General features: G+C 40.8%; 20 protein-coding genes and 1 tRNA gene. 3 read left to right on the forward strand and 18 right to left on the reverse strand.

The genetic code is table 11. From position 1 onward, the window contains the following. Positions 1–112 precede the first annotated feature (112 nt). The 5 genes from FC30_RS04475 to FC30_RS04495 form a co-directional block, all read right to left on the reverse strand. A complete protein-coding gene (locus tag FC30_RS04475) occupies positions 113–544 on the reverse strand; it encodes a PH domain-containing protein (RefSeq protein WP_010689447.1) in 432 nt (143 codons plus the stop codon). Between the two features lie 122 nt (positions 545–666). Next, positions 667–740 (reverse strand) — tRNA-Arg (locus FC30_RS04480). 68 nt (positions 741–808) lie between these two features. Continuing rightward, entirely contained in the window at positions 809–1,222 is a 414-nt protein-coding gene (locus FC30_RS04485; protein ID WP_010689449.1) for a DUF3284 domain-containing protein, read from the reverse strand. A 65-nt stretch (positions 1,223–1,287) separates the two neighbouring features. Beyond that, positions 1,288–2,544 carry a DEAD/DEAH box helicase gene (locus tag FC30_RS04490; RefSeq protein ID WP_010689452.1) on the reverse strand — a complete coding sequence of 419 codons (1,257 nt, stop codon included), beginning with the start codon at positions 2,542–2,544 and terminating at the stop codon, positions 1,288–1,290. Positions 2,545–2,555: 11 nt separating this feature from the next. Beyond that, positions 2,556–3,572, reverse strand: a complete 1,017-nt coding sequence (locus FC30_RS04495) for a Gfo/Idh/MocA family protein (RefSeq protein ID WP_029507341.1) — start codon at positions 3,570–3,572, stop codon at positions 2,556–2,558. Between the two features lie 221 nt (positions 3,573–3,793). On the opposite strand from FC30_RS04495, the gene FC30_RS04500 reads away from it, so the two are divergent. Next, positions 3,794–4,165, forward strand: a complete 372-nt coding sequence (locus tag FC30_RS04500; RefSeq protein WP_010689456.1) for a DUF4828 domain-containing protein — start codon at positions 3,794–3,796, stop codon at positions 4,163–4,165. Between the two features lie 77 nt (positions 4,166–4,242). On the opposite strand, the gene FC30_RS04505 is transcribed toward FC30_RS04500, so the two are convergent. The 4 genes from FC30_RS04505 to asnA form a co-directional block, all read right to left on the reverse strand. Next, a complete protein-coding gene (locus FC30_RS04505; protein WP_010689458.1) occupies positions 4,243–4,917 on the reverse strand; it encodes an ABC transporter ATP-binding protein in 675 nt (224 codons plus the stop codon). A 128-nt stretch (positions 4,918–5,045) separates the two neighbouring features. Further along, entirely contained in the window at positions 5,046–5,921 is an 876-nt protein-coding gene (locus tag FC30_RS04510; protein WP_010689460.1) for a CPBP family intramembrane glutamic endopeptidase, read from the reverse strand. A 167-nt stretch (positions 5,922–6,088) separates the two neighbouring features. Continuing rightward, a complete protein-coding gene (locus FC30_RS04515; protein WP_010689462.1) occupies positions 6,089–6,925 on the reverse strand; it encodes a DNA/RNA non-specific endonuclease in 837 nt (278 codons plus the stop codon). Between the two features lie 59 nt (positions 6,926–6,984). Then, on the reverse strand, positions 6,985–7,992 hold the full coding sequence (gene asnA / locus FC30_RS04520) for an aspartate--ammonia ligase (protein ID WP_010689464.1): 1,008 nt from the start codon (positions 7,990–7,992) through the stop codon (positions 6,985–6,987). Positions 7,993–8,180: 188 nt separating this feature from the next. Between asnA and FC30_RS04525 the strand changes: the two genes are divergently transcribed. Beyond that, the gene (locus FC30_RS04525) at positions 8,181–8,828 is read left to right on the forward strand and encodes a nitroreductase (protein ID WP_010689466.1); all 648 of its coding nucleotides are present in this window, start codon (positions 8,181–8,183) and stop codon (positions 8,826–8,828) included. 55 nt (positions 8,829–8,883) lie between these two features. Here FC30_RS04525 and FC30_RS04530 read toward each other — a convergent pair whose 3' ends face one another. After that, positions 8,884–9,309: an N-acetyltransferase gene (locus FC30_RS04530; RefSeq protein WP_010689467.1), complete on the reverse strand. Its 426-nt coding sequence runs from the start codon at positions 9,307–9,309 to the stop codon at positions 8,884–8,886. Positions 9,310–9,376: 67 nt separating this feature from the next. Between FC30_RS04530 and FC30_RS04535 the strand changes: the two genes are divergently transcribed. Continuing rightward, the gene (locus FC30_RS04535) at positions 9,377–9,739 is read left to right on the forward strand and encodes an iron chaperone (protein ID WP_010689468.1); all 363 of its coding nucleotides are present in this window, start codon (positions 9,377–9,379) and stop codon (positions 9,737–9,739) included. Positions 9,740–10,554: 815 nt separating this feature from the next. Here FC30_RS04535 and FC30_RS04540 read toward each other — a convergent pair. The 8 genes from FC30_RS04540 to FC30_RS04575 all read right to left on the reverse strand — a co-directional run bounded on the left by FC30_RS04540 (position 10,555) and on the right by FC30_RS04575 (position 18,795). Next, a complete protein-coding gene (locus tag FC30_RS04540; protein WP_005922582.1) occupies positions 10,555–10,821 on the reverse strand; it encodes a hypothetical protein in 267 nt (88 codons plus the stop codon). A gap of 93 nt (positions 10,822–10,914) precedes the next feature. Continuing rightward, entirely contained in the window at positions 10,915–12,063 is a 1,149-nt protein-coding gene (locus FC30_RS04545; protein WP_010689469.1) for a M20/M25/M40 family metallo-hydrolase, read from the reverse strand. Positions 12,064–12,079: 16 nt separating this feature from the next. Beyond that, on the reverse strand, positions 12,080–13,231 hold the full coding sequence (locus FC30_RS04550; protein WP_010689470.1) for a hypothetical protein: 1,152 nt from the start codon (positions 13,229–13,231) through the stop codon (positions 12,080–12,082). A 421-nt stretch (positions 13,232–13,652) separates the two neighbouring features. Further along, entirely contained in the window at positions 13,653–14,180 is a 528-nt protein-coding gene (locus tag FC30_RS04555; protein WP_010689472.1) for an SA1002 family membrane protein, read from the reverse strand. 177 nt (positions 14,181–14,357) lie between these two features. Further along, positions 14,358–15,575: an NAD(P)H-dependent oxidoreductase gene (locus FC30_RS04560; protein WP_010689474.1), complete on the reverse strand. Its 1,218-nt coding sequence runs from the start codon at positions 15,573–15,575 to the stop codon at positions 14,358–14,360. Between the two features lie 24 nt (positions 15,576–15,599). Then, the gene (locus FC30_RS04565) at positions 15,600–16,205 is read right to left on the reverse strand and encodes an NADPH-dependent FMN reductase (protein ID WP_010689476.1); all 606 of its coding nucleotides are present in this window, start codon (positions 16,203–16,205) and stop codon (positions 15,600–15,602) included. 108 nt (positions 16,206–16,313) lie between these two features. Next, a complete protein-coding gene (locus tag FC30_RS04570) occupies positions 16,314–16,940 on the reverse strand; it encodes an amidase (protein WP_050778947.1) in 627 nt (208 codons plus the stop codon). Beyond that, positions 16,915–18,795 (reverse strand): amidase family protein, encoded by a 1,881-nt coding sequence (locus tag FC30_RS04575; RefSeq protein WP_050778948.1) that lies wholly within the window; start codon positions 18,793–18,795, stop codon positions 16,915–16,917. The genes FC30_RS04570 and FC30_RS04575 overlap by 26 nt, the downstream gene beginning before the upstream one ends. Positions 18,796–18,809 lie beyond the last annotated feature (14 nt).

Consider the following 18,809-nt stretch of genomic DNA (forward strand, 5'->3'; position numbering starts at 1 on the left):
CTTTATCATTAACTCACTTTGAGCGTAGCACTTTTAGCTAATCGATACAAACGTTTACACTTATTCTTTTAGGCACCAAAAAAAGCTGTAGTTTTACCTACAGCCTTTAGCCTTACTTATTTATCCGTTGGCGATTTTCCAAGGCTAATTCGGACAAGTAACGGTAGAGTGGTAAAATATCGATTCGCTTAGGAAATTCAAATTTCATCGTTGTCAGATTTTCCTTATGTGGCTTTTGATAAACATTTTCCAAAACAGTCACTTTGATCTCACTATCATCGATCCCAAACCCAGCTGTCTCGATCGTTACATCAACGATCCCATCTAAATAGATCGTGTGGTAAGCGGTCTTTTTACCCGTTGCCCCCTGCTTATCAACAAAAATCATCCGATAATTTGTAAAGATCAAGGCATCGCGAACCAGTTTATAGCCACTGCTGATCGTTTCGTCTGTCAGTAAGAAGTCGCCATATTCTTGGGTCAATTCACGCACACTGACTTCAGAGTAGTTTCCCAAGGCACCTTGGACTAAATTTTTAAACATTTGACTCATCCTTTCACAAAATCATTTACATCTTGATTTTAAAGGAACCTGGATAAATCAGCTACTAAAAAGCCTTCTGAAGTGTTTGTACATTCAGAAGGCTAAAGTATAAGGATACATCATGCGCTTGATCGGAATTGAACCGATGACCTACCGCTTAGGAGGCGGTTGCTCTATCCTGCTGAGCTACAAGCGCAAAAAATAGAATAGTCGTTAAAAACGACTACTCTATTATAGGAAGAATCACTTATAAAGTCAATGATCCTAGTAACCGACCTCGATCTCTTTTAGTAATTTCATGAAATTATGCCGTCTGATCCACTTAGCTAAAGGTGCAACGATCTTAGTTTGTAATTTAGAAGTCTGCTTTTTGGCCAAACTCTCTTCATAATAATCGACTTTGACCTGATTTTTAGCTAAAGGTGTCAATTCATAAGCTTCTTTTTTCACATAATGATCTGTTTCGATCTGTAAATGATAACTGCGATTCGGGATCAACTTGATGACCTTGAGTTGAGCTTTGGTCTGATGATCTAACTTAGTTGCATAGCTTAGATCAGATAACTCAGCCACAGTCAAGTCACGTCCTGTTTCTTGCTTGATATCATACAGGAGCGTATCCAACAAACGCTGAAATAAATATTCGGCTGAAACATTCAAATTCATTGAAATTTCCATCTGCTCTTCCTCTTTCTGCTAGCTTTACTCTCAGTATATCACTTTATCTGCTTTGCACCAGTTATCTAACTTTTCTTACATTTTCCTTTATTTTTTTGGTCACGTTTGCGGTTCTTTTTCCGCTTTTTCTTAGCGGAGTCAGCTTGTGCCACTGGCTTATTCGCCTTTTTACGAACTGGACGACTAGGCGCTTGTTTCTTCAACTCAGCTAACTCAGTTTGATCAGTAACTAGTTGCCGTTGATAGAGGTAAACTGGAGCTAGTTCATAGCCTTTTTCTTTGACCAATTGTTTAAACATCCGTAGATCGCGTTCATTACCGATATTAATGACGGTCCCATCAGCCCCCATACGACCTGTCCGCCCAACACGGTGAATATACGTATTGACATTTTTAGGCAGATCATAGTTCACGACAGCCGGTAATCCTGGAATATCTAATCCTCTAGCCGCTACATCGGTGGTCAATAACAAAGCCACTTCTCGTTTGCGCAATTGGCGTAAAGCTTGTTCACGTTCAACTTGACGCTGTTCACTATTCAAACGCGCAATGTTAACATGTGCATGTTTTAACTTTTCGTATGCATCATTTAATTCTGCTGTTTGTTTGAAAAAGACTAGGGCGCAAAACTCATCTAACTGCGCTAATCTGCGCAAAGCATCCACGCGCTTTCTTTGTGGAACTTCTAACACATAGTGGTCCACTTGACCTTGGGTATGATCGACTTGGCGCACATCGATCACAGTTGGTTCGATCCCAAACCAGCGATGTAATTCTGCCAAGATCGGAGCTTTAGTAGCTGAAAAGAACGAAACAGCCACCTCACCGGGCGCATGCGCAATGATCTCACGACAATCAGCTAACGTTTCGGCTTCACCCAACAACTCATCGGCCTCATCGATCACGATCGCTTCTAGTTTATGCAATTTTAATTTTTTATCATTGATCAAGTTCAATAACCGCCCTGGAGTACCGATCACAACTTCAGGTCGCTTTTTTAATTTTTCGATCTGGCGTTTGACGTTTGCGCCCCCGATCAAAGATAAGACATTAAGCTCAAGTAACTTAGCCCATGGTCGGATCACATTAGTCAACTGCGCTGCCAATTCTTGCGATGGCGCTAAGATCAATAATTGTGTCCCATCCTTAGGCAAAAGTTGTTCTAACAATGGTAATGCGTAGGCTAAAGTCTTACCCGAACCGGTTGGCGCTAAACCTAAGACACTCTCACCGCGCGCTAGTAATGGTGCGACTCCCGCTTGGATCGGTGTTAGGTCTTTAAAGCCTTGTTCTTTAAAATAATTCTCAAATTTTGGATTCATACTTACCTTTCTCAGTAGTTAACCTCATGCTCATCAGCCGGAAAAGCAAGTCCTGCACTTTGACGTAATTTATACAAGACATGATTTACTTCAACGGCTACGGCTAACCACTCCTGCTGTAACTGCTTATTTTGCAGTGAATCCGTATCCCGTAAAACCTCTCCAAAAGCCTTTGCTTCAGCTAACATTGGATTTTTAGCCGGATCCACTGATAACATTGTACCATTTCCTGTGGCATCGACCAATTCCACTTTTTGTAATTCAGCCGCATTATCCATCACGATCGTCTCTTTTAGACCGTAAATTTCACCCGGTAGATATGAATTAGCTGTCTTACCAACATTTAAGACCACATCATACCCCGGATAGTTCAAAATAGCCGTCCCAGAGCCATCGATCCCGTTACGTAATTTTACTGGATAATAGTGGGCATCTTCTGGGATCCCAAACCAACTGATCGCATCATAGACAAGGTATACACCTAGATCTTGCAAAGCTCCACCGGAAAACTTAGGTGAAAAGACATTTGGTTCTTCGCCCGCTAAAAATTGATCATAACGTGAGGAGTATTTTTTATAGGTCAGATCAGCCCCCTGGATCACAGGTAACTCTTTGACTGCTTGCTTGACACTTTGAAAATTTGGCTCGTGAAAATGTCTAGCTGCCTCAAGGCAATAAAGTTCTGGATGATGATGTAAGTATTTCTGCAAGACTTTGAGTTCTGCTGGGTTAGAGAACATCGGCTTTTCAACGATCACATGTTTCTTGGCTTTTAAGGCTTGAAGGGTCTGTTCAAAATGCAAATTATTGGGAGATGCAATGTAGACCACCTCAAAAGTGCCTTGTTCAAAAAATTCACTTAAATTATCAAAATATTCTGTTACATTTTTGAAATCTGCACCAAATTTTTGTGCTGTGGCTAATTTCCTTGAGTATACGCTGGTCAAAGTAAACTCACCTGTCATTTCTGCAGCCTCAACAAATTGTTTGGTGATCCAATTAGTACCAATAATCCCGAGTTTCATGATAAGTAACCCCTTTCAATTCTTCATTCGCATTTATTATAACAGACTTCGAAACATTAGCGTACTAAGAGCTGATTTATCCCAATTTTTTAAGTTAAAATATTCCAAAAATATGACAAAATTTCTATTATGTTTCATTTTCAAATATTGCTGGTGTTTTACTATTTTTACGGTATAAATCGTGGTATATTATACTCAATAAGAAAATTGGAGGGGTTGAAGCAATGAAACGCAAGGGCTTGATAAGTTTAGGCCATACTTTATTCAGTAACGTGATCAATTTTAACAAGAAAAGCAAGCAACCACAGGTGTCCCTACCGCTGATCTATGCCGGTAGTTGGCAATTTACCGATGAATTAAGTAATCGAACTCATCGTCTTGAGATCACAACTGACTTGCGTATTTTGATCGACCACCGCGAACTTGCGGGCCAGGTCCAGACCCTTACCGCTAAAGAACTGATTTTTTTGGATGGTTACGGCTACCATTTGCGGATCGATGCCGTTGACAGTAAACCCATCAGCGTCTATGACGAAGCTGATAACCGTGTCTATGAGTTAGTTGATGAGCTTGATCATGACACACCTTGTTTATAGCATTTATAGTTGGACTTTCTCGACGTAGGAAGTCTTTTTATTTTAAGCAAACAAAAGGCGGTGAGGCTAACTATGCCTCACCGCTTTTTAGATCCAACCATCTGATGACCTTGTTGCAACTGTTGTAAAGTTCCAGCAAAAGCCAGCTTTCCGTCTTTTAAGATCAAAAAACGTTGCGCGATCTCCTGTAATTCCTCTAAATAATGGCTTGTGATCAAAAAGGTCTTACCTAATGCTTGCAAGTTTTTGATCTGTTGCCAAAATTTTTGCCGACTTACCACATCCATCCCAACTGTTGGCTCATCTAAAAAGATCAACTCAGGATCACCGGCTAAGCATAAGGCAAAATTTAACCGCCTTCTTTGACCACCAGAAAGTTTGGCCAAAAAGGTATGTTGTTTATCTGCTAGATCAGCGATCTGTAACAATTCGGTATAATTTTTGCTATTAGGGTAATAACTTTGCCAAAGTTCGATGATCTCTTTGACCGTTACTCTTTCTAATGAAAAGTCATTTTGTAACATGACACCGATCTTCTCGGTTTTTAATTGCTTACTCCCTAAGATCTCGACTTTCCCGTCATCCTTTGGGGTCATCTGTAGCAAAATATTTAACAAGGTAGATTTGCCAGCACCATTTTTTCCTAAAAGAGCTACGATCTCTCCACGCTCAACTGAAAAACTCAATTGCTTTAGGACTGGTTCTTTGGTATAAGTTTTAGTTAGCCCAGCCACTTCGATAACTTTTTTCATTGCTCTCACTTCCATACTCAAGATAGTTTCATTTTAAATGAAAACTACTCTTGTCCCTAGAACCACCTGTCATGACATTTCATGACAATTGTCACAAAAAAACAGTCGCCCCTTAGACGACTGTTAGTTTAACTATTGATTCGATTGCTTGGTTTAGCATAATTTTGGCCTAAATAATAGGTCAGGATCACTAAAACAAAGAGGCCTACAAAGACCAAATAACTGGACTCGATCCCAAATGTACCGCCATTTAACATCGCGTACCCTGAGACCGGATGCGACTCTAGGACCACACTTGTACCATTGATCCCCGAAACTGGGGTACCAAATAACGGTCCTTCGGCAAAGTTCCAAGCACTGTGAAACGCACCGGCCAACCAAAGATCGCCGGTATAGGTCCGAAACAAGCTCATCAAGATTCCAAAGAGTGTCAAGCCAACGAGCGCATTGATCCCGATCCCACTATTACCTAAGTGAGCAACGGCAAATGCCAACGCCGAGATGAGGATCGCCCAACGTTGTGAAACTTCTTTTTCCAATCTTCCTTGTAAATAGCCACGAAAGATCACTTCTTCGGTCATCCCTTGCATCCCAAAGCCTAGCAAAAAGGCTAATAATACTGCCCAATTGGAATTTTGCCAGATGACACTCACACTAAATGCCTTACCTAAGACCGTGATCCCCCAGATCAAAGCAAAAAATGCTATTCCGAGGACATAGCCCGTAGCATAGCGTAAAAACGAGCCGTTTTTATCAAATGGCATGATCTGATGTAACTGTTTTGGATCACCTTTATACTCTTGTTTCAAGATGAAAACAACGATTATCTCACCGATCAAGCCCAAGCCTAGTGCTAGTGGTGAAAAAATATCTCCTAGATCACCCGAAAAAGCAGCCATCAATAAGCCCGTAAAAAGCATGATCAGCCCCATTGGGATCGATGATAGGATCATCAATAGAAGTGTCCATAAAAAAATCCTACCGATCCGTTTTAATTTATCCATCTACTCACATCCTTTTTTACATAAAAATTAAAACACAAAAAATAAGTAAAAGCTAGTAAAATGGGCATAAAATAATACTGTCAGCGCCGTATGAATAATAAAAAGCCGTACCATGATGTTTTACATCATGGTACGGCCCTTGTATCACAAGTCTGAACATCTATCCATCAGTTGTTCACTTTTGTCGCATGACCAGTAGCATAGTCGATCTTTAAGCCCTTTTGAACATTAGGGATAAAAACATTATATTCCAACGAACCATCACTTGATTTGGCTTCCAAGTGAGCTCCTGCTGGGACTAAATTATTACCACTATAGATATTTGTCACACGATAACGGACAGTCTTATTACGATCCAAGGCTTTTCGAACAAGACTTTCGTAATAATTTTGGCCTGTTGAATACTTTGCATTAGCTTCATTAGCCCAAGCAGTTTGAGTCGCAATATTTTTAGGATTGCTCTCACTCGCATCAAAACCACGAATATTTCCAACTAAAGCATACCCTAGTAAGTGACCGCGATCATAAGCATGGTTGTAGGCGCCACTTAAGTTAGTGAGTTGCTTAAAGCCCTGTGGTTTCCATTTAGTCGAACCATTATTAGTTTGGTGGCGATTCTTGTATTGACGCGTTGTCCTATTCAAAAGGGCGTTTGCCACCGTCGGACGTTTCAAGCTATCGACTTCATTTGTTGCATAAGGTGCACTAGAAACCTTAGCTTTTAGATCTGCCTTGTTGTTATTAACGATAAAAGCCCCACTGTTGTTCCATTTGAGATTTTGCTCACCGCCCAATTGTTTAACAACATCAGGTGTCAAAACTGTTTGGGCTAATTGTTGTGATGGGGTGCTCTTTTTTAGTTCACCCGAGCCACTCGAGCTATTTTTTTGATGTGTACGCCAGCCACCATAGTGAGTAGTTGCTTTGGCCGTTATCGGTGCCCCGATCGCACCACTGAGCATCAAAGCTGCCGCAAATCCGGTCAGTATTTTTTTGAACTTCATAATGTCCTCCGTAAAAAAAGACCAACAGAATCATCCATTGGTCTCTGTTTGTTCGATTATTATAAAATGTTGATATTATGTGCGCGACAAGTTTCAATCATTTCCTTTGGCCAAATACTTGCTTGAACTTCACCAACATGCGCTTTACCTAGTAACAACATACATAAACGAGATTGTCCGATCCCGCCACCGATCGTATATGGCAATTCCTTATTCAAAACCATTTGATGGTATGGTAATTGCTTACGATCAAGGGCATCTGCTGCCTCTAATTGGGCTAGCATCGAGTCTTCGTCAACGCGGATCCCCATGCTTGAAAGCTCTAACCGACAGTTGAGTGGCTCATACCAGAATAAGATATCACCATTCAAGCTCCAATCATCATAGTCAGGAGCACGGCCATCATGTTTTTGACCACTCTTTAACGTGCCACCGATCTGCATTAAAAAGACTGCGCCGTGTTCTTGGCAGATCTTGTCTTCACGTTCTTCTGGCGTGAGCTCTGGGTACATATCTTCTAATTCTTGAGTTGTGATAAAGAAGATGTCGTCAGGTAATTTATTGACTGCTTCAGGGTATTTATACCAGACTTCATTTTCCATGTGCTTGATCACTTTGAAGATCCGTCTGACCGTATCTTCAAGGGTCTTAACATTGCGTTCATCTTTAGCAATGATCTTTTCCCAGTCCCATTGATCGACATAACTTGAGTGATAGTTATCCAACTCTTCATCTTTTCTGATCGCGTTCATGTTAGTATATAGCCCTTCATGTAGCTTGAAGCCGTATTGCTTTAGGGCCATCCGTTTCCATTTAGCTAAAGAATGGACGACTTCGATGGTATCATTTGGGATACTCTCCATCGTAAAAGATACAGGTGTTTCATAACCATTCAAATTATCATTCAACCCCGAACTCTTTTCTACATACATTGGTGCTGAAACACGTGATAAGCCAAGCTCTTTGCCAAATTCATCTTGGAAGGTCTCACGAATATATCGAATCGCTTCTTGTGTCTTTTTGACATCAAGCTTGGGATCATAATCTTTTGGAATAATAAGATCCATAAATGTCATCCTTTCTCAATTAGTTAGTTTAATTTTACCTTAAAATGATTAGATTGCAATCTTTATTTTTTGAATTTCGTACCTTATTTTTTAATTTAACTACTTTTGGCCTTCCAAACGTTTTTGATGGTGGCGTTTTCACCAAAATGTTATACTTACCGTAGTTTATAAATGAAAGGATGATCGTGATGGATTTTACCACACTCGTTCAGAAAAGACATTCGACACGTGATTTTACCGACCAATTTATCCCTAGATCACAGCTTGAGCAGATCATTCAAGATGCTCTAACAACACCATCTTGGGTCAATTCCCAACCTTGGCGCGTCTATGTTGCTACGGGAAAAACTCTAGCTTTGATCAAAGAAAAGCACCGTGAAGCAGTTAAACAAGGCGACCTTGGACAACCAGAATATCCGGTCTTGAGTCGTGATAAGTGGGATCAACGTTCACAGGCAAATATGGCTGCTTGGACGACTGAATTCAAGCAACGCTTCAAGCCTGGTGAAGTCGATTTTCGTAAAAGTCAAGCTGAGCTCTTCAATGCTCAAGCACTCATCTATATCACGCTTCCAAAAGATTTATCCCCTTGGTCAGTCCATGATATCGGGGCTTTTACCCAAACATTAGTCCTAAGTGCTACCGCTCAAGGACTTGCATCGATCACGGCTTACGAATTAGTCAAATTCCCTACTCTTGTCAAAGAGATCATGGAGATCCCTGACAGTGAGACTTTAGCCGTTGGGGTGGCTTTAGGCTACGCTTCAACTGACCCCTTAAATAGCTTTAGTCCTAATAAACTGACCTTAGAACAAGTCGCTACCTTTAAAGATTAAAAGTGACCAGGCCACCTCATTACGAGAGACGGCCTGATCACTTTTTATGTTCGTATTATCTCGCTTTCCATTCCATCTGATACTCTACTTGACTGGTCGCCTCATCCAGCTGTTCGTTCACCACGGCAAAATCTGCGCGCCGATAGAATTTTAACGCACGTTCATTTTTAGCATAGACGGCTAAACTCAACTGCTCTCTTTCTTGTTTGACTTTAGCTAACAGCTTGCTTCCGATCCCCTTGCCTTGTGCCTTGCTAGCCACAAAGATCCCAGCAATGTGATCAGCTTGCAGTCCGATAAAGCCTAGAAGCTCATTTCCCGCTTCATAGACCCAGATCTCAGCTTGAGGCAGCATTTCTTTAACTAATGCATAGTTGTCCTGCCAATATTTAGTCGGAATAAAATCATGGGCTGAAATATTTGTCGCCAACCAAAGCTCCATGACTTGTTCTAAATCATCGGTTTTAAATTTTCTGATCATAAACTAACCATTCCCTTCCATACCATGATACAATAATTGCACACAACAAAAAAGCGAGGACTTAACAATGGAACAGATCCTTGAGTATATACAACGTATCGATGATCCAGATAACCGTTTGATCTCTGGCGACTTTATCAACTGGTTAATGACTGACTTTCCTGAATTAAAGCCAGAATACAAATGGAATCAGCCAATGTTCACCCATCATGGAACTTTTATCATCGGCTTTAGTGTTGCCACGAAGCATTTTACTGTGGCACCTGAAATGCGTACTTTTGAGCACTTTTTACCACAGATCAAAGACCTGAAGCTCAAACATGGTAAAAAGACTTTCCAGCTCCAATTTGGCCAAGATATCCCATACGACTTACTGCGTGCGCTCATCAATTATACGCTAGCAGACAAACAAAACGTTACTAGTTTTTAGGATAAACGTAAAGTTGGCGAATAAAAAAATACCGTAAATCTCATTAATACTACTATCAAGCAAGGGACCTAGCTCGATGCACACACATACATCATGCTAGGTCCCTTGTTGTTCATACAGCACTGGTCGCCCACTCCTTTAACTAAAGTTCTCTCAAAACAAGATCATATCGGAGTATTTCTCTCTACGCCTGTAGCTTGCGAATTCGTTCCGTCAACAGTTCATAAGAGCTGAGCAGTGAGAGCGACTCACTACTTTCTTATGCATTACTCGACCGTGGCAAGTGTTTCAACTTCCAACATCGACCCGAACATTCAGCATTTTCATATATTTGTATGATAACTGCCGTCTTGAGCGATGTACCTGCTTCTTTTCTTATACTGTTATTTCTAACATTCACAGCAACACACTTGGTTGGATATTACCAATGTAAACTATATTCATCCCTGAATAGTAGCAATATTAGCTTCTTCTCACTGAGCATCTATTATCGTGTGGAAAAGTTCAGTACGTTAATTCTGGGCTACATTTGCATACCTCTTAGCCTCTTTTGCTTTTACAAAACGCCATGATGTCACCACCACTTTGATAGCCACTAGCCAGTATCCCAACTAGCAAACTACGAGGACTTAACCTCCGAGATATCTTAGCAAAGCGTTCAACTTCTCTGCACTAAGTTCGATATGATCTTGTTTTCAAAGAACTTTAGTGTCACTATTATACACTCTTTATCCCTTTTGACAAGCTTTTTGACCAACAAAAACCCTCTTGCTGATCAAATGAGCCAAGAGGGAAAGTTAGTTATTCAATTATGATTACGCCTCTTTTGTCTTAGCAAATGCCAAGTAACCGCAAGCTACGGCACCTAATGCGATAAAAATAATTGCAGCGATCATATTGCCCTTAGAGACCATCGTAACTGCGATCGTTGCAAACAAACTGATGATCGTCAATAAGATACCAGATTTTTGCAATGTGTTGAGTTCATTGAATTTATCTTTGAAGCCAACTGCTAACATCAATGAGCCTGCAAATGAACCCAAGCCAAAGAGCACGTGTAAAACGATAAATAACATGTCCATCCCAGCACCTCCTTTTCCTTCTTTACTTAAAAATATACAGGATGTGTTAGGCAAACACAACTTTTTTGTCTTTTGCACAACAGATCACTTCACCTACTCTTGTGCTCTGATAAATTCAGCCAGCAAACTAGCCCGTTCGATCATTGAACTGACTTTAGCAAATTCCTTATCTGTATGCGCGCCATCGCCGACAACGCCTACACCATCTAAACAAGGAACACCATTTGTCACCATGATCCCTGCGTCCGATGCTCCACTATCACCTACTGCTTCTAGCATGAGCAAATTTACTCGTTGAGCTGTCTGTTTGAGATCAGCAAAAAGCTGCTTTACCTGTTTTGTTTCTTCCATACTGTTGATCTTAGTTCTGACCGTAACTTCAGTTGTGGTGTCTAAAACAAGGTGTTCTTGGGCGATCTGAATGATTTTTTCCAACAGATCCTTTCTTTGTTTTTCAGTTTTGAACCGAACACCCAGACTGACTTTAGCTCTATCGGGAATAATATTTTCACTTATTCCACCACTGATCATCCCACAATTGACGTGGATCCCCTGGGTCATATCAGTTAAGGCTGCCAATTTAGGGAGCTTAGCGGCTAACTCTAAGATCGCACTGCGTCCCTTTTGCGGTTCTATCCCCGAGTGAGCCGCTTTACCATGCACCGTAATATCAACGATCATCCCGCCACGCTGGTGAGTGCTGATCTGGTTTTGGTCAGCAGTACCTTCCAAATTCAAACCATATGCACCCCCGACGACTTCTTGTGCCATGATCGTAGCTGCGCGTGAATCAAAATGTAGCTTTTCTTCATCACTTACAATGATCATTTTTAGCGGGCGTTTTAGCAAAGAAACTCGTTGTAACGCTTGGATAGCAAATAATCCGATGACCAAGCCAGCTTTCATATCGTAGACTCCCGGTCCCTGCATTTTGTCGCCGACTACCTTAAAGGGTCGTGCTGTGGCTGTTCCCACTGGAAAAACAGTATCTAGATGACCACTTAAGATCACGGGGGCTGGATCCCTAACGCCTGCTAACTCACCCACCAAGACCATTCCTGGCTTTCCTTGATCGATCTGGCGGATCTGCATCCCTAAAGACTGCATTTTTTCACTCAAGACCGTTGCCACTTGTTTGATCCCGGCTAGATAAGTTGACGGACTATCGATATTAACTAATTTTTCAGTTAAAGCGATCATTTCTGCTCGCTGTGACACTAAATATTGCTGGATATTTCTCATGATACTACCTACCCTCCTAATGCAAATAATTGATCGCAAAACCTGCAAAAAAGACTGAGATCAACGTTACTGTTACCAATCCTGCAGTCAGCATCTTAGGCAAAAAATAGTTTTCTAACGCATTTTGTTCAGCTGATATCTTACCTAAACTAGCTGCTACTTCTTGTGACATAATCATCGTTGTCGGAAAACCAAAGGTACACGTCAACCCCAAAGCGACCGCCATCTCAAACGAAACCTGACTGAAGCGACTGATCAATAACGCTGTCAAAATCACACCGACCGTACCGATCCCTAGACAGATCAATAAAGGTCCGATAACGAGCAGCACTTGCTGTGGACTCGTATTAGCCAAACTATCTAGAATAACTACGGTCACTAAAAATGTTATCAGTCCACTTGAAGCTGTTTTCTCCAAACTTCCTTTTTCCAAAAAACCTAGCTGATAAAATATGATCCCGAAGATAAAGCAGATCACTAAGTAATTTATCTTGCCGTGAACAACTAAACTTGCCCCATAGCTAAGCGAAGCAACTAAGCCCAATTTAGCTAGACATATGACTGGAGTTGTTGGTAGCTGTTGCAAGAATTTACCAGTCGTTTTAACTTTTATTTCAGCTTTAGGCTCAAATACACCTTTTTCCAAAAAACGTTTTGCCTCTTTGCGTAAAGCATAGGTCGCGATCGGAATACCGACAAAATTTTGAAAAGTCAGCACGGCTAAAGCATAAGTCGTTAAAGTTTGCATGTGATGACTTTTAAGCGCGTTCAATAAAACTAAGGTTGCTGCATTTCCCCCAGCATATATTGGGGCTCCAATGATCCCATAATTCTTATGTCCCAACAAAAATGCAACTAAAATTATCAAAACACTGGCACCGATAGCACAGCTGATCGCGATCATGACCACTTTAGATTGGCGTTTCAATTCACCAAGATCGATCGTCGTTCCCAATGAAGTCAACATCAGACCAACGATCGCCATCCCAAAAGTATCGATCCCACTAACAACAAACATATCTTTGGGCAGGATACCTAACCAAAATCCTATCAACGATAACACTGAGACTGTTAAAACCGTATCGATGATCGCATGAGTCTTTTGTGCGATCAACTCACTAAAAGCATACATGACCAAAACGGCTGTTAGATCTAAAACTACAGACATCTAAATCCCTCCAAACTCTATGTAAATATCGTTTCTCAATTTAGATACCTGTGATATATTCAGATACAAAAAGACCGCACAGCCTATATCAGATCTGTGCGGTCACTATTTATCAGAGTCAGCACAGGTACATCTTGAGAAAGCCCAAATAGATCGTACCTGTGAATACCACGAGATGCGATCAAGAAATGTACCAGACTTGCCAACTAGTTGGTTCATAACGCAGATCCATAGTATTGACTCCTTTCCTGTAATAATTGTCTGAATTATAGTTTTAGTAAAAATAAATGTCAAGCACCTATTTTTGGGGATTTTTAACCGCTTTAAAAATCTCGTCTTATGCCTAAAAGGATCTTTAGCAAAGAAAAATTTTACACACACATTTATGCAGATAAAAATATTTTTCTTAACATCCCATATTTTATAAGGTGTCATTTTTTAAACGTGATAAAACTAATGCGATCCACACAGAGATCAATGAGGGCAAGACTAAAATGATCAGATCAGTTGGATCAGTTAGATTCAAGGTACTGATATCACTGGTTTTAAAATGTTCACTCTTTAAAACACTCAAAAAATTATCGAACATAACTTGATAAACAGTCACATAGATCAAGCCCCATTGGATCATATACTCACACAGCACTTGAACTTGTGCTGAGATCTTGAACTTTACATTCAAAAAACGATTTAACCAGTATAAAATGATCCCATTTATGATCGCGATCACTAAGATCACTGAAAAGATGCTCCCCGCTCCATCTGACAACAAATTTTCAAGTGGTAACATAAAAAACACTAATGTCAACAACTCAAATAAGAGACAACCTAATAACGTTTCGCCCCCGACAAAGCAGAAGGCCTTGATTATCTGTAAAGCTTTTTGTTTTCCTAGACCTGCTAAAAAGCCCGAAAAAATGATCAAGATCACCAAAGCTGAAAATATCATTTAAAAATCCTTTTCCAAATCAAAAGAGAGACTATACGAATAACGAGGGACCGACTATGATGTATCATCACAGCAAGTTCCTCGTTATTCACTAGGCTTTATCTCTACTGTATAGCTTTTAGATGCGCATATGACATCATAACTATATTAGACAAACAAGCCTCTCAAGTATTTATTTTAATGTTCTGATGCGCCTGTATTAGCATCAGGTGTCATTTCAGCATTTGGAGCTTCAGAGGCACCCGTGCTAGCATCCGGCATCATAGGTCCCGTATTGCCCCCGACCAAACGTTGCCCGGTTTCTTTCAAATACCAATCTAGCCATGGCTTGAAGTTAAAGACTAATTCATTGATTCCGGCATAGGATCCATCTGGATAATACATTGCTTGATAGTGGTGCGTATTGACCACACTCGCAGGTGAACCAGGGATGATCGTGCGCACAAACTCCTGATTTCCATTGCGTAAAGTCCCCACGACCCACTCAACATTTTTCATCCGTGCTGGTGGCAATGAATTATGCACCGTCGATAATCGGCTACCAGACTGCGCTGGCACACGTTTAGCAAACATGGTGTCTGGATCTTGATGCGCATTATTGTAATATAGGAACTGATTGTTATCATCTGCATAAGTCAATTCAAACGGCATCGACTTCAAGAACATATTGATCTGATCGACCGTTAAGATCCCATGGTCGAGCTTGACATAAGTGTCACCTGAAACCGCCCCTGTGATCTTGGCTACTTTTTCGACCCATTCTGGATCATCGGGATCGACCTCAGTTACTGTTGTTTTGATCGGATGGTTCGCATCTAGATCTTCGGGGGCGATCGGTTTTGGTTTCTTCAATGAACTGACCACTTCAACGTATTTGATAAAATTATCTAAACACGTCTCTAAGAAGTTGACCGTATCTTGACTGATGATATTGCCTTCATCATCAAATGCTTCTTTGGCTTTTTCTAACAGAAATTCATTCCCCGGTAATGTATAGGCATTGACCCCTGGTGCATCTAAGATCTCACGCAAATGGGCTTGCGCACGAGAAGTTCCTTGATCATAATATGAAGCCCCAACGATCATCACAGGCTTACTTTCAAACGGATGAACTTGATAGGATAACCATTCTAAAACACTCTTTAACGCTGCAGTGATCGTATGATTATGCTCTGGTGTAGCGATGATGACCCCATCTGCACGCGTGATCTTGTTGTTTAACAAGCGTAATTGGAAGCTATCTGCCCAATTATCATCTTGATTGAACATTGGAACTTCATCGATCTCCAAGATTTCAAGTTCAAATTTTAATTTGAATTGTTTTCTGATATATTCCAACAATAAACGATTATATGATTGTTCTGCACTAGAGCCAACGATGCCAACAAATTTCATTGTTAAATACCCCTTCCTCGCAAATTAAAGATTTTCCCAGTCAAAATTTTCAGCTTCCTGATGCAATAACTCATGTGCATTTGAAAGTTTAGCTGTAATTTTGACGAAAACACGGAAATCATCAAAGAGTGCGTCCAGTTTTTGAACGGTTTCCAGATCGATCAAATTACCATTTTCATCAAAAGCCTGTAGTGAATGTGCCAAGAGAAATTCTGAGCCGGGCATTACACTAGCCTTTAATTCAGGGGCATCTAAAATTTGACGCAATTGAGCTTGTGCACGGGAAGAGCCCAATTTACCGTATGAAGCCCCCGTGATCATAACTGGCTTATTCAATAAAGGTGAGATCCCGTATGAAAGCCAAGCTAAAGCATTCATTAAAGCGGCCGGGATCGAATGATCATATTCTGGTGTAGCAATGATCACCCCTTCTGCTGCCTCGATCTTCGTAGCAATCTCAGTCACCTTTTCAGGGACTTTCTTGTCAGCCGGCTTGTTGAAAACAAGGATATCTTTTACTTCGACCAATTCGATCTCAGCTTTATCTGCCAAATGACTTTGCATATATTGTAATAATTTACGATTAGTCGACTTGGCTGAGTTCGTACCAACGATTCCAATAAGTTTCACTGTGTAGTCCTCGCTTTCCACTAGTTATAATAGTTTGATCCTCTTAAACTCTCAGTTTAATTATACCGTATTCAAACCCCTAGTAGAAAATATATTTAGCTTTTTACTTTAAAATATTTTAGGAACCAATCTTCCCTTAGTTCCTTGTTCAAAAGCGTAAGCAAGTTCTAGAAGTTTTGGATCATGCTTGTCTTTGGCGAAAAATAATACGCCCCGTGGTTCGCCTGCAGCATTTCTGCCAAAGGGGACCATAATTTCGGGGTAGCCTGCAACTGCTGGAGTCAAGACATCATTGTAATCCAAAGTCACGATCGCATCGAGTTCTTCGCGCTCAAAGAGTTCCAGCAGATACTTTTGTGCTAGTTGTAGCTGTTTTTTATCTAAAAATGGATCATGTTCGCTGACTTTAGCAGCCCGCTCAACTAATTCTTGCCCATAACGCGCCCGGTGTTTAAGATCTTGAGCATTATACGCCAGTAATTGTTCTAACGATCTAAAAGGTAATTCGAATTCAGCTGCAAACTCGGCTACATTGAACTTAAAATTATTATCGATCACCGCTAAATTATCAACTCCAACAGGATCTAATTCGATCATACACAAAGTAGCGCCTAAATTTTGCAGAGCCGTGATCAATTTTTCATCCCCAGTCAATACTCCAAGACGCTTACCTGAAAGTGTAGCTTGCTTTAATTTAGCTAGCTCTACTTTAGGTGCTTTTTTTAGCCATTGCATTATAGATAATAGCTGCATCAAAAACATTTTTAGTCAGTGGTCCGGTCACATCTAAAGGCTTAGCTAACGGGAATACGCCCTTAGCGCTGATCGCCGGCTGACTTGGCTTAAAGCCAACGACCGATTGGATCGCCGCTGGAGCAACGATCGAGCCTGTCGTTTCCGAACCGATCGAAGCTACGGAAAGTTCAGCAGCTACACCAGCCGCACTACCAGAACTTGATCCATATGGTGTCAAGGTCAATGGACCAAAAGGATTACGTGTCTGTCCTGCTTTAGAACTATAGCCACTGGGCATTGCCGATGAAACATAATTGGCTAGCTCGGAAAGATTGGCTTTTCCTAAGATCAAAGCCCCTTGTTCTTTTAGTTGAGTAACTAATTGAGCATCTTTGAGTGGTATAAAATCACGCAAATAATAAGTTCCTACGCTAAATGGCATACCCACACTAGCGATATTATCTTTAAGTGTCAATGGCATACCATATAGTAAATTAGGGTCAGCCGGGCGGTTTTGATCACACTTTTTCGCCTCTGCCATGATCGTCGGTGAGATTTCAATGACTGCATTCAACTCGATCGACCGCTCGATCCGATCTAGATAAAATGCCACCAATTGTTCATAAGTCAATAGCTGTGCTGCCACAGCTTGCTGTAATTCAACTATATTTTTCCCTAAGATCACCTCGGCTTTAGCGTGGATCTCAGCGCGATCAATATCTTGTAATTGTTGCCTGATCAAGGCTTTAGTTTTAGCGTGTCCGTACTGGATCGGTTCTTGTTTATTCATTTTTTCCTCCCATTCACTAAAGTAAACAGTGATCCCATCAGCCGTGATAAAGTAATCGAGCCAGAGAACATCTACATCATGTTTAGAATCGAACTTTAACTCGACCTTAGCAAGATCAGTTGCTTCTTCTAACTGCATCTCAAGGTCATTGACACTTCGCAACTCGATCTTTTGCCACTCATTACCTACCCCGCCTAAGCTTTGCGTGATCTTTTCTAAGATCTCAACTTTAGGCGTATTGTCTAAACAAAGGTATACCCCTGGATCAGTTAAGTATACATTGGAGCGTGCTGATTTAAAGATCAAAGTTCCTCGTTGATTTTCATGCGTTTTTGAAAAACACGCTTCTAGACACTCGATTGCTAAAGGTCTGCCATCTTTTTTAAGTCTAAATGTACCGATCAAAGTATCTAACGCATCGACAGCCTGCGAAGTCACGGTAAAGATATTCTCCTCAACTGCTACCAGATCCACTCTTGTTTCTAACTTATCGATGACCTTTTTACAACGTTCAAACGGGTAAGGTGCATTGGCTGCCGTTGCATAGATGATCTTTTTAACTTTGACGATGTGCATCTCTTCATGTGGGCCCACTGGAACAACAACTTCATCGCCTTCTTTAATGGTCTCATCATCACATAGATACGTATAGAGTGGTGCATCAGGTATAAATTCGACCTGACAAAACATGTATTTTTTCTCAGTCGTTGAGCTAAGTTTTTGTGCGAGTTCAACCAAAATATCAACGATCAGCCGATTCTGTAAAAAGCGCAAAATATAGCCCTCACTAAACTCTTCACGCTTGATGATCCGCACTAAAGCTGCCAATAATACTTGCGGAGATAAATTTGACAGATCCGTTACAGTTTCAACATCCACCTGCGCTTGGGATAAGATCAATTGATAATTCTCTAAATTAAGCTGAGGTTGGTCGTATACGAATAATTCGACTTCTCTGATAAACTCCTCAACAGTTTGAGAATATTTGACATGGGGTATCTCCCCTGGACGATAGCACCACTCACCCCACGGCCCTGTGGCTAATTTATCTTTCCAGGCTAGCAATAATTTGACTTCTT

The sequence above is a fragment of the Ligilactobacillus animalis KCTC 3501 = DSM 20602 genome (genome assembly GCF_001434535.1).
Taxonomy (GTDB): domain Bacteria; phylum Bacillota; class Bacilli; order Lactobacillales; family Lactobacillaceae; genus Ligilactobacillus; species Ligilactobacillus animalis.

Coding starts and splice junctions, on each gene's coding strand:
- FC30_RS04490 (WP_010689452.1), bottom strand. CDS start 2,544: ATGAATCCAAAATTTGAGAATTATTTTAAAGAACAAGGCTTTAAAGAC.
- FC30_RS04550 (WP_010689470.1), bottom strand. CDS start 13,231: ATGTCTGTAGTTTTAGATCTAACAGCCGTTTTGGTCATGTATGCTTTT.
- FC30_RS04560 (WP_010689474.1), bottom strand. CDS start 15,575: ATGAAATTTGTTGGCATCGTTGGCTCTAGTGCAGAACAATCATATAAT.
- FC30_RS04505 (WP_010689458.1), bottom strand. CDS start 4,917: ATGAAAAAAGTTATCGAAGTGGCTGGGCTAACTAAAACTTATACCAAA.
- FC30_RS04510 (WP_010689460.1), bottom strand. CDS start 5,921: ATGGATAAATTAAAACGGATCGGTAGGATTTTTTTATGGACACTTCTA.
- FC30_RS04540 (WP_005922582.1), bottom strand. CDS start 10,821: ATGGACATGTTATTTATCGTTTTACACGTGCTCTTTGGCTTGGGTTCA.
- FC30_RS04485 (WP_010689449.1), bottom strand. CDS start 1,222: ATGGAAATTTCAATGAATTTGAATGTTTCAGCCGAATATTTATTTCAG.
- FC30_RS04535 (WP_010689468.1), top strand. CDS start 9,377: ATGGAACAGATCCTTGAGTATATACAACGTATCGATGATCCAGATAAC.
- FC30_RS04515 (WP_010689462.1), bottom strand. CDS start 6,925: ATGAAGTTCAAAAAAATACTGACCGGATTTGCGGCAGCTTTGATGCTC.
- FC30_RS04475 (WP_010689447.1), bottom strand. CDS start 544: ATGTTTAAAAATTTAGTCCAAGGTGCCTTGGGAAACTACTCTGAAGTC.
- FC30_RS04555 (WP_010689472.1), bottom strand. CDS start 14,180: ATGATATTTTCAGCTTTGGTGATCTTGATCATTTTTTCGGGCTTTTTA.
- FC30_RS04530 (WP_010689467.1), bottom strand. CDS start 9,309: ATGATCAGAAAATTTAAAACCGATGATTTAGAACAAGTCATGGAGCTT.
- FC30_RS04570 (WP_050778947.1), bottom strand. CDS start 16,940: ATGCAATGGCTAAAAAAAGCACCTAAAGTAGAGCTAGCTAAATTAAAG.
- FC30_RS04525 (WP_010689466.1), top strand. CDS start 8,181: ATGGATTTTACCACACTCGTTCAGAAAAGACATTCGACACGTGATTTT.
- FC30_RS04545 (WP_010689469.1), bottom strand. CDS start 12,063: ATGAGAAATATCCAGCAATATTTAGTGTCACAGCGAGCAGAAATGATC.
- asnA (WP_010689464.1), bottom strand. CDS start 7,992: ATGGATCTTATTATTCCAAAAGATTATGATCCCAAGCTTGATGTCAAA.
- FC30_RS04500 (WP_010689456.1), top strand. CDS start 3,794: ATGAAACGCAAGGGCTTGATAAGTTTAGGCCATACTTTATTCAGTAAC.